Genomic DNA, 13,901 nt, shown 5'->3' with positions numbered 1-13,901 from the left:
TCATTCTCCTACATGAAAAGATTGATGCCCGTTAGCTGATCAAAAGTATAGCTACTAATGCGGAACAGCAGGGGATATTGACTGCTGCGGACGAAGTGATTATCCCCCTGGCGATACAGTTCCAGCGTTGTGCTTCCGGTCAGGCTCTCGATCTCAAAAATCAGCTCTGCCTCCTGCAGTGTGCGCTCGCTCGCTACACCTTCAATGTGGAGGTGCTCCAGCGCGAGTAGCAAGGCGTCTAGCTCGGCGGGGTCAGGTGTCTGTCCGGTGCCGAGGAGCCAGTCGCCGCTGCTGCGATTGAGGGTATAGGTATCTGCTGTGATGCTCAGCGGTGCCCGCACCTTCAGCAAGTCGCGTGCCAGCCAGGCGCCCGGTGTTGTGGGCACATCGAACAGGTTGAGAGGGATGCTGTAAATCGCGTTGCCCGCGTCGTTGCGGGCATGCACCTTGCGGAACCCGGGTGAGGTGCCCAGGAAAACGGTATCCACTTCCTGGCCCTGTGCCAGCAGCGTGATCTTGCGACGGAAATGATAGTGTGCAACCTGGAATCGCTGTCGTGCTGCCAGAGTGTGGGCAACCGACCAGCCAGTGTTTTGATCGCTGAGAGTTTGCAGTATCTGCTCGATGTGGCTTGCTTCGGCGGGCAGGCCGCCCAGCGTTGGCAGGACCCAGCGATCATCGGTTAACGTTAGCTGTACGCCGCTACCGTGGCCGTCCTCGATGCGCAACTCGTCGATGTGAAAGTAGGCTGCCCTTGTCAGCGGTTTGCTCTCGCTGCCAAACTGACTTCCCGTGGGCGCCATGTAGACGAAGCCGACCAGCACAATCTGGGCGAGCAGGAGTAGTCCCAGTGCGACCCCGGCCCTGTTCACAGTCCCAGCTCCTGCGCATAACTCTTGCGTTTGCGGTGCAGACGGAATTTGTGCCACAGCGCCAACAGTGCCAGCCACACGAGAGCCGCGCCATAGTTAAAGGCTTCCAGGCCGACCTGGGCTTTTCGTTCCATCGGCGGCAGGGTGCGATTGAAGTGGCCGCGGGAGCGAATGTTGAGCAGTAGTTCTTCTTGTAGCGCCCAGTCCAGCGTGTTGCTGAGCAATTCGAGCGGCCCGAGGTATTGGGTACCACTGGCGTGGACCTGGGAGGCCAGCACCTGGTCGCTGAGAAAGTCGTTGGAGGGGAAAATAACAATGCGTGCAGATTCGGGTGAGCGAAGCACGAGGTTTTCACCATCACTGAAGCTGGGTGATTCCGTGAAGTACGAAGTGAACCGGCCTTGCAGGGCGACGCCAAGGTCGTAGCTGGCAGGCGCCTGATCGTCTGGTCTGCGCGGTGGCACGATCTCGCCTTTATCATCGCTGCGTGGCATCAGCAGGGTGCCGTCGTCGGTCCACGCCTGGGGTGAGCTCCACAGGATTTTGCTCACCCGGCGGCGGTCGCGACGTTCGACATCGAGCGGCGATACCCAGGCCATGGTGACCTGGGGCAGGCTCCCGGAAATTGCGTGTCGGGCAATGGCGTCGCGGCGTACATCGATAAAAAACGGATAGTTAATAATTCGGACATCATTGAACTGATAGTCGCCACTGCCACGGCGCACCGGCGCGGGGAACTTCCCCATCTGTTCGTCCAGGACGAGCTCAGGACGGATGGTGATCCCATTGTGTTGTAGCCAGGGTTCCAGGCCACTCTTCCAATTTTTGAGCCGCAGCTCGCCGTTCTCCCGCTCAACGCTGAACGGTGAGGTCGCGAGCACGACAGTACCGCCACGCATCACGAACTGATCGATGGCGAAAACGCCGCGCTCGTCCAACTGCTGCGGTGCAGCCACGACCAGAATGTCTGCTTCCGGGTTAACCATACCGTCCGAGAGATCTTCCTTCACGATGCTGTGATCGCGAGTGATGGCGCGCTCGAGGTTGGTGAAGGAGGGACCGCCAAGGCCGTATTCGCGTAACTGAGGGTCTATCCTCGGTGTGGTCAGTGCAACGGTCCGGGTAAAGCTTCTGGCAAACCGCTTCAGCCCCGAATCGAGCGCGGTGCGAAAGTCGCTTGGATTGAAATCGCCAGTGGGCAATTGCACAACCTGACGCTCATCGGCGAGGGTCAGGTAAAAATAAAACTCGCTGTCCTCGTCCAGGCCCGTGCTCATGGGTGCAAAGCCCCACTGGTCATAGATTTGCCGCGCGACCACAGCGCCTCTGGATTCAGGGTCGATAAAACGAAAGCTGAATTTGTCGTCCGAGGCGTCTATAGCGACCTGCAGCTGGGCGGTGATGGAGTCGTAGTACGCCTGTAGTTTGGGCGGGAGCAATTCGCGATCCGAAACGTAGCCGATAAATTCAACGGGTTGCTCGATGCCGGTAAACAAATCGCCGCCGGCTCGATAGTTGTAGAGCGCGTCGCGAATCGCTCTGGTGATATCGAACTCGGGATTTCGCAACAGCACCTCGGGGTCGCCACTGGTGTTGGTGCGCACTTCAATCAGGTCCGAGAAAGACAGGGTGACGTGCTCCGAGCCATACTGCACGAGTACGTTGAAGTAGGCATTCATCAGGGCTGATTGGTAGCGATCGGCAACCTGAAATGGCGTGGGCAAAATGCCGTAACGCTCGTTGGCCTCGCGCTCCTGCTCCGGGTGGAGCGTGGGGTCGGTGAATTCGACTCGCACCTTACCGATACCGGCGGCTTCGTATTCTCGAATCAGGTCGCGCAGTTGTGGTTCGAGTGGCGCCAACATGGGATGGGTGCGATCGCTGAAATAACCTCGTATCAGCAGCGGCTCGTCCAACTGGCGCAGCAGGTCGCGGCTGGGTTGGGAGATGGAGTAGAGGCGGCCCTCGGTTATATCCATACGCGGCAGTGGCATTTTCTCCACCCAGAGATTGGCCATTACCAGGTTGGCTAGAAGCAGGGCAATGCCTACACGCCAGTTGCGCTGACGCGGGGTGCTGGCGAGGCGCGCCCAGCCCTCTCGTTCAAGGGTGTAAACGTTGAGAGCCAGGAAGGCAAAGGTGACGCTGAGGTAAAAGAACAGGTCGCGGGCGTCGATGACACCGCGAGTAATGCTGCTGAAGCGTGACCCGGTGCCGAAGTGGCGCAAGGTCTCGGCGGTGCTGTTGGAGAAGAATTCGGTAAAAATGCCGCTGCCCACCAGAAACATCGTGCCGCATAAGATGACACTCGCAATCAGGCTGACAATGGGATTGTCGGTGCGCGATGAAACAAACAAACCGACTGAGATATACAGGGCCCCGAGCAACACCGTGGCCAGGTAGCCGGCGAACACCGGCCCCCAGTCCAGATCTGCGATGAGTGAGACGGTGACAGGTAGAGGCACGGTGCTCACCAGTGCCAGCACAAGAAGCAACATGCAGGCACGGAATTTGCCGTACACGAAGCGCCACAGCGCGCTCGGCTGCACCAGCACATGCTCGAGCGTGCCCGTGCGGCGCTCCTCGCTCCACATGCGCATGGTTAACGCCGAACACAGGAACACCAGCAGGATAGGCATCCACTGAAATAGCGGCCGCACATCGGCGATGTTACGAGCGAAGAATGACGAGCCCCAGAAAAATACAAACAGGCATACGGCCGCGAAACTGCCAAGAAACAGCCAGGCGACCGGGGATGTGAAGAACAGGCCGACTTCTTTCTGCGCAACCCGGCGCGCGACGGCCCTAGTCTCCACTTTCTACAACCTCATGGAATACAGTGTCGAGATGTCGGGCCTGTTGGTCCAGCATGAAGAGGCGGGCTCCGGCCGTGTCCACGCAGTGGGCGATATTGCCCGCAGCTGTGTCAGGGTCGCTGCCCTCGTGCAGGGTGAGGCAGTAGGCGTTGGTGTCCGCAGCGCTGTCGAGCCGTTTCACCGAGGCCACCTGCGGCATGCGTCCAAGGTGTTTTTCGAGGTCGTCTACCGCCTTGTCCGTGCGCAGCAACAGCTCGCCGCAGCTACGCAGTTCACTCATCTGGCTGTCCAGGGCAAGCTGGCCGTTGCGCAGAATCAGCACCCGGTCACAAATCGCTTCAACTTCGTGCAGGATGTGGGTAGACAAGATGATAGTGGCGCGGCGCGCCAGCTGGCCGATAAGCTCGCGCATCTGTTCGGTCTGGCGTGGGTCGAGGCCATTGGTCGGTTCGTCCAGGATCAACAGGCGCGGTTTGCCGAGAATGGCCTGGGCCACGCCTACGCGCTGCTTCATGCCGCGAGACAGGCGGTCGATGGTTTCAAGGGCGCGATCCTGCATCTGGGTTGCGTGCAGAGCCTCCTTGACCGCGCGCATGCGCTCTCCGGGAGCTATACCCTTGATGCAGGCGACATAGTCGAGATAGTCCGCGACGATCATATCCGGGTAAACAGGCAGGTTCTCCGGCAGGTAGCCGAGCTGGCGCTGCAGTGAATAGGCGTTTTGTCCGAGATCTTCACCGTTTACCCGCACCACACCGGTAGTGGGCTCCAGGTAGCCGCTGAGCATGCGCATGATGGTGGTTTTGCCGGCACCATTGGGGCCGAGTAGGCCCACAACCTCGTTGCGCCCAATGTTAAAAGACACGTTGGACACTGCGGTTGTACGCCCGAACTGGCGGGTTAGGTGCGAGGCTTCGATCATCCCTGTCTGCCGCTGGCGCTCATCAATCCCCGGTCCAGGGGTCGCGCAGGGTGACAAATTCCTCAGCCGCCGTCGGGTGGATGCCAATCGTGTTGTCGAACACCGCTTTGGTGGCGCCGGCCTTCATCGCGATTGCAATACCCTGCATGATTTCTCCAGCATCCGGGCCCACCATGTGCACGCCAACCACTTTGTCTGAGGCCTTGTCGACGATCAGCTTCATAAAGCTGCGCTCGTCGCGACCGCTGATGGTGTGTTTCATTGGCTTGAAGCTGGATTTGTACAGCTCGATATCACCAAACCTTGCCTGTGCTTCTTCTTCGGTGAAGCCCACGGTGCCAATATTGGGCTGGCAGAAAACGGCGGTGGGAATAAATTCGTATTCCGGTGTGGCGTCCATGCTGGCAAATTCACGCCGGGCAAAGGCCATGCCTTCCGCCAGGGCTACCGGGGTCAGTTCCATGCCACCGGTTACGTCGCCCAGGGCGAAAATACTTGGGACGTTGGTGCGGAAGTGTTCGTCCACAGCGATGGTGCCATTGTCGTTGCAGTGCACATCGGCATTTTCCAGGCCAAGGCCATTGAGGTTGGGCTTGCGACCGGTGGCGTAGAGCACGGCATCAGCTTCCAGTACGGTGCCGTCGGTGAGCGTGAGCATGTAGCCGGTGATGCCCTGTTCAATAGACGTGACATTGGTCTCAAAGCGCAGATCGACGCCGGTTTTGGCAATTTCCTGAGCGGCGTGAGCCCGGATATCTGTGTCGAAACCGCGCAGGAACAGGGGGCCGCGATAGAGCTGGGTCACATGGGCGCCCAGACCGTTGAAAATCCCGGCGAATTCAGTGGCGATGTAACCACCGCCGACCACGGCAAGCCGCTGCGGAAACACTTCCAGGTCGAAAATTTCATTGGACGTGATGGCGTGCTCGCTGCCGGGGAATTCCGGGATGTGAGGCCAGCCGCCGGTCGCAATCAGGATGCGCTCGGTGGAATACTGCTGCTCGCCCACAGCGACTGTGTGGGCGTCGACGATAGTGGCGCGGCCATCGATCAGGTCGGCTTCAACACCGGACAGCAGGTTGCGATAGATAGCGTTGAGTCGGGAAATCTCGTTTTTCTTGTTGTCCCTCAGGGTTGCCCAGTCGAAAGCCGGCTCGCCGGACGCCCAGCCAAAGCCACGGGCATCACTGAAACCCTTGCCGTATTCGGCGGCATAGACATAGAGTTTCTTGGGTACGCATCCCACATTGACGCAGGTACCACCCATGTAGCGGTCCTCAGCCACGGCCACTCGCGCGCCAAAACTGGCTGCCATGCGGGCCGCGCGAACACCGCCTGAACCGGCGCCGATGACAAACAGATCGTAATCGTAGTTGGACACGTACCTACTCCTTTGATTGATAGGCGCTATTCTAGCAGTCGAGCAGCGGTGCCTGAACTATGCGGGCCATAAATACCATTTATCGTGGTTTGCCGTTTTTTGCTGCTAGATTAGAATTGGAACCCCGTTAAGCGGGCGGTAGTCCCGCGCTCAACCCTACAGGAAAGACAATGAACAGCATGTACACCCGCATATTCCTGCCCCTGGTCCTGCTTTGCCTTGCCTGCGCGCCGCTGCGAGCAGAGGAAGAGGTAGTGCCCGCAGATGAAATCCTGCTCAAGAACGGCTCTCGAATTCTCGGAACCGTGGTCGAGGCCCGCGATGGCTCGGTGACGGTCGATACAGATTTTGCCGGCACCCTGGCTATCTCCATGGATCAGGTAGTCTCAATGCAGACCTCCCAGCCGGTGGTCATGCAGATGGCTGACGAGACCGTGCTGGAAGAGCAGCCCATGGTGATCGCCGACAGTCAATTGCAAGTCACCGACAGTACCGGCGCGACACAGGCGCTCGCTCTCGATCAGCTTCTGGTCGTGAATCCTGAGGCCTGGGAACTGGGCCAGGGTTACGCCTGGAGTGGCCTGGCGAACATGGCACTGACTATCGAGAAGGGTAACAGTGATACCGAAGAGCTGGACTACAAATTGGAGTCGGTATGGCGCAGTGACGATGACCGCTACACGATCAAGCTTGACGGTGAGATTGACGAAGCCAACGAAGTCAAGAATACCGACAACTGGACTGTTCAGGGCAAATACGACTATTTCTTCGACGGTCCGACGTACTGGGGGGTGATGGCTTATGCGGAGGCTGATGAGTTTGCTGATCTGGACCTCCGGTACTACATAGGCCCCTATATCGGCCGGGAATTCCTGACCGACCCCATTTTTACGCTCTCTGCTGAAGTGGGTGGCTCGTATGTGAATGAAGATTTCATCACCGCGCCTGATCAGGAGTACCCCGGTGCGAACTGGGCGCTGCACATGACCAGTAACTATCTGGGTGGCGATTCCCGTCTGTATTTCGATCAGCTTGGTATCTGGAACCTGGATGAGACGTCTGACATCATCGTCAACACCACGCTGGGCCTTGCATTCCCGCTTTTGTGGGGCTTTGAGGCCGCTGCCGAAATTCTCTGGGAATATGACTCCGGCGCGGTACAAGGGATAGAAAAGATGGACGAAACCTATGGCTTCCGCGTTGGTTACACCTGGTAATCAACCCGCCATACGCTGTGCCGCTGCGAGTTGTTGCAGCAGCGGCACGGTATCTTCCAGCGCCAGGCATGCATCGGTAATGCTCTGGCCGTAGACCAGTTGTTCCCCCATGGGCTGGTTTCCTTCGACCAGATGGCTCTCCAGCATAACGCCGCGAATGGCTCTGTCCCCGCCCTGGACCTGCTCACACAGGCTGCTCATGACCTGAGCCTGGCGCCGGTGGTCTTTCTCGCTATTCCCGTGGCTGCAATCGACTATCAGTGACGCCGGCAGCTGAGCTGCTGCCAGCGCGGCGGCGGCCGCCTGGACTGCCTCCGGCCCGTAATTGGGTCCGCTTTGCTTGCCGCCTCGCAGAATCAGGTAACTGTGGGGATTACCCTTGGATTTGAGCACAGCGGGGGTGCCCTCTTTGGTCAGGGAGGGGAACCAATGGCCGTGACCCGCGGAACGAATTGCGTCAATAGCGACATCAACATGTCCGTTGGTGCTGTTCTTGAACCCCACCGGCATGGACAGCCCTGAGGCCAGCTCCCGGTGGACCTGGCTTTCCACTGTCCGCGCGCCGATGGCGCCGAAGCTCACCAGGTCTGCGTAGTATTGGCCAAACGTGGTGTCGAGGAACTCGCTGGCAGAGGGTAGGCCCATACCGGCGACATCGAGCAGTACTTTGCGTGCCAGGCGCAGGCCCTTGTTGATCTGGAAGCTGCCATCCAGGTCAGGGTCATTGATCAGGCCTTTCCAGCCGATGACCGTGCGCGGCTTTTCGAAGTAGACACGCAGCACCGGGAAGATGGCGTCAGCCAGAGGTTCGCAGGCGGCCTTGAAGCCCGCGGCGAACTCAAGCAATGCCGCCGGGTCGTGTACTGAGCAGGGGCCAGCGATCACCAGTATGCGGGGGTCTTTTCCCGCCAAAATGGCTTCGACTGTCCGACGATGCCCTGCCACGGTTGCAGCGGTCGCATCATCCAGCGGCAGTTCCTGCGCCAGTACACCGGGGCTGATTAGCGGCCGGGTATGTTCAATTCGAATGTCGTCGGTGTTTATTGTCATAGTCATTAACGGTATGTGAGTGCTTACTTATTGCGTCGTGTCCGGGCATAAAAAAAGGGCGACCATGTCGCCCTTTATTCGTGATTACTGGGCCGAGGGCTAGCGGCCGCCTTTAATCAGGCCTCGGAACCAATCCGCCCAGGTTTCGTGCTTGTAGTCGGTAAATTCGCCGGCATCCATAAACATACCGTGCTCGGCGCACTCTTCGAACCAGATATGAGGCTGATCGGGATCTGAGCGCTTTTCCATATCCTTGCCACAGCGCGGGCAGGAAATGTCTTCGACTGCATCCCACTTCTTGCCTTCGTCGGGATCACCCATGTCCAGGGCGTCACCCATCCATTTCCCTTTCAGTGCCTCGGCTTCACCGATATCGAACCAAATGCCCTGGCAGTGAGTGCATCGATCGATGACAACATCGCCACCGTAGGTGATTTCGTTCATGCCGTGGCCACATTTGGGGCACTTTATGCTGTGTTCGTCGGCGTTGTATTCCATTTCGCGTCCCTTGCTACGATCTATTAAGTGCTGAAAAACAGCGGCAGGCCTGAGTCTAGCTCAGCACTGGCCACTTGTCCCGCCCGGATTGTGACAGATTCCACACTCTATCAGGCATGGGAGGGCTTTTTCAGCTACGTTTAATTTTCAGAATTATTATACGAGGCCTCAACTGATACAAGCTGGGCCGCAAGACTGTGCCCCAACGGGAGAAAGCTCCATGATCAGAACAACTATTTTACTAGCCAGCATCGCGTTTGCCGCCGCGCCATCATTCGCAGAGGGCGATGCCGCTGCCGGTGCGGCAAGCTACGCCACCTGCGTGGCCTGTCACGGCGACAACGGCCAGGGCAACAAAGCCATGAGTGCGCCGCGTATAAACCATCTGGAGCAAGTCTATGTTGCTGCCCAGCTGAACAAATTCCGTTCCGGTGTGCGTGGTGGCCAAGGCGCTACTCCTACAGCGATGACTATGGCGCCAATGGCCGCGGTGCTGGCTGACGATGCAGCAGTGGCGAACGTGGCCGCCTACATTGCCGGTCTCGAAAGCCCGGCATCCGCTGCAAGTGTAGAAGGCGACGCCACCATGGGTGCTGACTACTACAACCAGTTCTGCGGCGCCTGCCACGGCGCAGGTGCCGTGGGCAACCCTGCATTGAATTCCCCTCGCCTGGCCGGTGGTGATGACTGGTATCTGGAAGCGCAGTTGTTGGCTTTCCGCAGCGGCGCTCGCGGGGCACACCCCGATGACAAGACGGGCAAACAGATGCGCGCCATGGCGATGATCCTGCCTGATGAGCAGGCGGTACGTGACGTCGTTGCCTACCTCCACGGTCTGGGTGAGTAGGGCACTAGCAAGATGCTGATCTCTCTATTGAGACCTTTCGCAGTACTGACAGTGTTGCTGAGCGTGGCAAGCTGGGCTGAAACGCCAGTACAGTTCACCCTGAGCGCTGACTGTCCGCCAGGCTTTGAGCTGGATGCGGGTCACTGTGAATTGCGCAGCCTGTATCAACTCTACAATTCGCTGCAAGGTGCTGGCATGGGAGGCCCTTCGACGGGTTTGCCTGAGTGGCGCGACGGGTTTACACCTCAGCAGACCGACCTGGGACGCTTCCTCTTTTTTGACCCTGTGCTTTCACGCGATGGCAGTGTGAGCTGTGCGACTTGCCACCACCCGGACAAGGGCTTCGCTGATGGCCGGGGCCTGAGTGTGGGTATCGACGGCCACACTGTGACGCGTTCAGCGCCTACCCTGTGGAACGTGGCTTTCCTCAAAACATTGTTCTGGGATGGCAGAGCGACGAGCCTTGAAGAGCAAGCGATGGGGCCTCTGTACAGCGAGCACGAGATGGGCGGCAACCCTGCGCTGCTGCTTGAAACCCTGAATGGCATTCCCGCTTACCGCAGCCTTTTCGCAGAGGCATTCCCGGGTGACCAGGAGATCACTCTGGATGAAATATACACGGCCATAGCCGCGTTCCAGGTGAGCCTCATTTCGCTCAATAGTCGCTATGACCAGTACGCCCATGGTTATCACGAGGCGCTGACCGAGCCCGAAATCGAGGGTATGAATATATTTCGCTCTTTCGTCGCCCGCTGTGCCGAGTGCCATACACCGCCGTTGTTCACGAATGGCCAGGTGGCGGTGATAGGGACGCCGGAACCAGAGGGTATGCCCTTTGACCCGGGTGCTGAGATCCCCATGAACGAGCCGACCCAGCGCGGTGGCTTTAAAATTCCAACGCTACGCAATATTGAACTGACTGCTCCCTATATGCACTCAGGTCGCTTCGACACCCTGCGCGAGACTGTGGCCTTCTATACTGGTGGTCGTGGTCACGCGGTTCCGGAAGGCGAAGAGCTGGTATTGCATTGGCATATCTGGGAACCCAAATTGACCGATGACGAGCTCGATCGGCTGGTGGATTTCCTGAAGACTCTGACGGACGAAAGTTTCAAACCCAGAACACCTGCGCGCCTGCCCTCGGGCCTGGCGCTGGTTCATGATAATCCCCCGGTACCCGGGGCCTACAAAGATGGAGAAAAATCCGATGAATAAACTAGTAGCTGCAGTAGGAGCCGTGGTTTTGTTGGCGGGAGGCTATTACCTCGGCAACTCCAACACGCCTGAGCCTACTGTCATCAAGGTGCCGGAAGCACCCAAGGCCGCTTTCAACTCTAGCGGTGCAGAAGAATTGGCTGCCGCGGGCGTTGCAAGTGCCCAGATCCGCAGCCTGAAGACCCCTGCCAGTGGCGAGTTGATCATTGTTAAAGATGGTGAGTCTATCCAGGATGCGGTCAAGGCCGCTCAGCCTGGCGCGACCATCAAGGTGATGCCCGGCACGTACAAAGAGACTGTCTATGTCGACAAGGACAATATCACTTTGTCCGGTGTGATCGAGCAGGGTGAATACCCTGTAATGGATGGTGAAGGCGTGCTGAACGACGCTGTCCTCTATTCTGGCAACGGATTTACTGTCGAGAACATGTACATCACTCGCTACAAGGGTAATGGCATCATGGGGCAGGCGGGTAACAACTTCATTATCCGTAACAACTTCGTTATCGACACTGGCGTCTACGGCATCTTCCCCCAGTTGGGCAAGAACGGTCTGGTATCTCACAACGTAATTTCCGGTATTGAAGACGCAGCGATCTACGTCGGTATGTCTGACAATATCGATGTTGTTTACAATCAGGTATTCGAGAGTGTTGCCGGTATCGAGATCGAGAACAGCCGCAAAGCTCTGGTTGAAGCAAACTATGTTTACGACAACACCGGCGGTATTCTCGCGTTCATCACTCCGGGCCTGCCAATCAAGGATTGTGGCGACGTAATTATTCGCAACAACTTTGTGGTCAACAATAATCACGAAAACTTTGCGATCCCCGGTTCGCTGGTGTCCAACATCCCCGAAGGTACGGGCATGCTGATCATGGCTTGCGACGACGTGGTTGTTGAGAACAACATTGTTACCGGAAATGATTCTGTGGGCATCCTGTTCACTGACTTTTCGCTGGCGACTAACGCTGCGCGTGACCCGGATTCCGACCCCTACCCCAACCGTCCGAAAATTCTCAATAACCTGATGCTGGACAACGGCAAGAATCCAACAAAGTTGGTGCAGGCGTTTCTCGCGACCAAGCTGAAGACAGAAGGTCAGGACGTTATTGATACGGTCGGTATGGACGATGGTTGCATTCTCGATCGCAACCGCTACCGCACTGTTGGCCTGGACAAGTACACTGAGTGCGACTTCGACAGTACCGCCAACGTGCCTACCTACATGCTGCCGGATCCGGTTGCTCCCCGTAAGGATGATCCGAACATGGATGTGGGTAAACTGGCTTACTACGGCGTATGTGCTGGTTGCCACGCCTATAGTTCTCGGATGATTGGTCCCCCGACTCAGATCGTACAGGCGCTCTACATGGACAACCCAGAAGGTATCGCCGCTTACGCCGCCAACCCGGTCAAGAAGCGCGATGACTATCCTGAGATGCCGCCGCAGTCACACCTGGACGAAGAGACTCGTCTGGCTGCTGCGGAGTTCATGTTGAAGCTCAAGAACTAAATCGCGTTACAAGCGATGATTTTCCAAGCCGCCCTTATGGGCGGCTTTTTTTTTGCCTGCTATTTCAGCACCAGCTGGCTTCATCCGAGGGGTGGGCCAGAAGTTCTTCGATGTTGGCATTGAGGATTCTATAGCCCACGTTGCCGTAGAGCACCTGCCGGCCAGAATTCAGGATCCAGGTTGGGCTGCCGCGCACGCCAAGGTCGATGGCCTGCTTCAGATCGGATGTGAGAGCAGCGAGTGCCGAGCCGTCTTGCAGGCTCTTGCGTAAATGATTGACGTCGAAATTCTGTTCTTCTGCGATTGAAAATAGCACTTCCATGTCGCTGATGTTCTGCGCGTCGCAAAAAAAGGCCTTGCGTATAGCGAGTGCGAGCATAGGCAGTTGCGCAGCGTCAGGGCCAGTGCCGGCTGCGCGTAGCAGCAGGTGTGATTGTGCCGAAGAGTTTGGCCTGGTGTCACGCCAGATTGACGGATTTACCGTAGCGCGTTCGAATTCTGCCGCGGAGTGTTCAACGTGGGCTGCAAACTTCTCATAGCCGTCGGTTTCCCCCCACCGCGCAGGAATTTTTTTGTTGCTGTTGCCGAAGATGTCGACGAAGTGATGATTTATCTCAATCTGCTCGCCCCATTTTGAGTCGAGCTCTTCCAGTCGAGGCTGTGCTATCCATGCCCATACACAGAGAGTGTCACTGTAGTAATCGATAGAGATTTTTTCCGGCATCTTTTTCTCCATTGCGCGAACAGTTCCAAGTGCAGAATATTTTAAATCGAAACGCGGTTTGTGCACCCTTGATGCTGATCAAAAAATAAGCGTTACATTGGTTGAAAATCAGCCTACACTACAAATGCGGTATCTACTAAAAACCTACGGAGCGTGTGAAGCAATGTTGGAAAAAGAACTGGCCCAGGCCACCAAAATGGCTGAAAACGCCAACAAAAAAGTAGAGCAGCTTCGCAAGAAGCTTGTGTCCGAATCTGAAAAAGCCAACGCACGTGCCAAGCGCGAGTTGCAGGCAGCGCGCAAGCGTCATTCAACCGCAAGCGCGCGTTTGAAGAAAGCGCGAGCAGCGGCAAAGAAAAAGGCGACGCCTGCCAATCAGCAGAAAGTCGATGCGCTGATGAAGCAGGTGCAAGATCTCGCTGAAGCCGTTGGTAAGATCACAGTCGCTGCATACGAGGCCGCGCAAAACTACACCAGCGTAAAAGCTGATGCCATACTCGAGGCGCGCAAGGCCAAGGCTGCTGATCAGGCTGCGAGCGTTGTAGAAAAAGCAGCTTCGAAGACCAAGAAGAAACCTGCGGCTAAAAAGAAAGCTGCACCGAAGAAGAAGGCCGCTGCGAAGAAGAAAGCTGCGCCCAAGAAAAAGGCTGCAGCCAAGAAGAAAGTAACTGCCAAGAAGAAGGCTGCACCGAAGAAGAAAGCAGCCGCCAAGAAGAAAGCTGCTCCCAAAAAGAAAGCTGCCAGGAAAAAAGCGCCAGCCAAGAAGTAAAATTTCTCCCAGGGTCTAGCGCCGGTTTAGCCGGCGCCCCTGGTTTCTCCTCTCCTGGGCTTCTCCCCAGAGGC

General features: G+C 57.2%; 12 protein-coding genes. 5 read left to right on the top strand and 7 right to left on the bottom strand.

Annotation, left to right across the window (positions count from 1 at the left end; genetic code table 11):
• Positions 1 to 8: 8 nt before the first annotated feature.
• From EY643_RS18235 to gor, 4 genes are all read right to left on the bottom strand, one after another.
• Complete coding sequence (locus EY643_RS18235) at positions 9 to 872, bottom strand: DUF4340 domain-containing protein (RefSeq protein WP_153240591.1); 864 nt, start codon at positions 870 to 872, stop codon at positions 9 to 11.
• Complete coding sequence (locus EY643_RS18230) at positions 869 to 3,688, bottom strand: Gldg family protein (protein WP_153240590.1); 2,820 nt, start codon at positions 3,686 to 3,688, stop codon at positions 869 to 871. Before EY643_RS18230 ends, EY643_RS18235 begins: the two co-directional genes overlap by 4 nt.
• Complete coding sequence (locus EY643_RS18225) at positions 3,678 to 4,553, bottom strand: ABC transporter ATP-binding protein (RefSeq protein WP_240732759.1); 876 nt, start codon at positions 4,551 to 4,553, stop codon at positions 3,678 to 3,680. The genes EY643_RS18230 and EY643_RS18225 overlap by 11 nt, the downstream gene beginning before the upstream one ends.
• A gap of 79 nt (positions 4,554 to 4,632) precedes the next feature.
• The gene (gene gor, locus EY643_RS18220) at positions 4,633 to 5,991 is read right to left on the bottom strand and encodes a glutathione-disulfide reductase (RefSeq protein ID WP_153240588.1); all 1,359 of its coding nucleotides are present in this window, start codon (positions 5,989 to 5,991) and stop codon (positions 4,633 to 4,635) included.
• A 170-nt stretch (positions 5,992 to 6,161) separates the two neighbouring features.
• Here gor and EY643_RS18215 point away from each other — a divergent pair, with 170 nt between their 5' ends.
• Entirely contained in the window at positions 6,162 to 7,208 is a 1,047-nt protein-coding gene (locus tag EY643_RS18215; RefSeq protein ID WP_153240587.1) for a DUF481 domain-containing protein, read from the top strand.
• Here EY643_RS18215 and EY643_RS18210 read toward each other — a convergent pair whose 3' ends face one another.
• A complete protein-coding gene (locus EY643_RS18210) occupies positions 7,209 to 8,264 on the bottom strand; it encodes a 3-deoxy-7-phosphoheptulonate synthase (RefSeq protein WP_338035554.1) in 1,056 nt (351 codons plus the stop codon).
• A gap of 93 nt (positions 8,265 to 8,357) precedes the next feature.
• The gene (locus tag EY643_RS18205; protein ID WP_153240586.1) at positions 8,358 to 8,756 is read right to left on the bottom strand and encodes a TFIIB-type zinc ribbon-containing protein; all 399 of its coding nucleotides are present in this window, start codon (positions 8,754 to 8,756) and stop codon (positions 8,358 to 8,360) included.
• A gap of 220 nt (positions 8,757 to 8,976) precedes the next feature.
• Between EY643_RS18205 and EY643_RS18200 the strand changes: the two genes are divergently transcribed.
• From EY643_RS18200 to EY643_RS18190, 3 genes are read left to right on the top strand one after another with little or no spacing between them, the layout of a single operon-like run.
• On the top strand, positions 8,977 to 9,603 hold the full coding sequence (locus EY643_RS18200; protein ID WP_153240585.1) for a c-type cytochrome: 627 nt from the start codon (positions 8,977 to 8,979) through the stop codon (positions 9,601 to 9,603).
• A gap of 51 nt (positions 9,604 to 9,654) precedes the next feature.
• Positions 9,655 to 10,818, top strand: a complete 1,164-nt coding sequence (locus EY643_RS18195) for a cytochrome-c peroxidase (RefSeq protein WP_338035553.1) — start codon at positions 9,655 to 9,657, stop codon at positions 10,816 to 10,818.
• Positions 10,811 to 12,334, top strand: coding sequence for a parallel beta-helix domain-containing protein (locus EY643_RS18190; protein ID WP_153240583.1), 1,524 nt, complete (start codon positions 10,811 to 10,813; stop codon positions 12,332 to 12,334). The genes EY643_RS18195 and EY643_RS18190 overlap by 8 nt, the downstream gene beginning before the upstream one ends.
• Positions 12,335 to 12,398: 64 nt before the next feature.
• Here the strand turns inward: EY643_RS18190 and EY643_RS18185 are convergent, their stop codons facing one another.
• Positions 12,399 to 13,058: a DsbA family oxidoreductase gene (locus EY643_RS18185; RefSeq protein WP_170287469.1), complete on the bottom strand. Its 660-nt coding sequence runs from the start codon at positions 13,056 to 13,058 to the stop codon at positions 12,399 to 12,401.
• Positions 13,059 to 13,221: 163 nt separating this feature from the next.
• On the opposite strand from EY643_RS18185, the gene EY643_RS18180 reads away from it, so the two are divergent.
• A complete protein-coding gene (locus tag EY643_RS18180) occupies positions 13,222 to 13,827 on the top strand; it encodes a hypothetical protein (protein ID WP_153240581.1) in 606 nt (201 codons plus the stop codon).
• Positions 13,828 to 13,901 lie beyond the last annotated feature (74 nt).

Origin of the sequence: Halioglobus maricola, from assembly GCF_009388985.1 — a bacterium.
Taxonomy (GTDB): domain Bacteria; phylum Pseudomonadota; class Gammaproteobacteria; order Pseudomonadales; family Halieaceae; genus Halioglobus; species Halioglobus maricola.
Note: the sequence above shows the minus strand (reverse complement) of the source record. Positions and strands in the feature narration are given on the sequence as shown.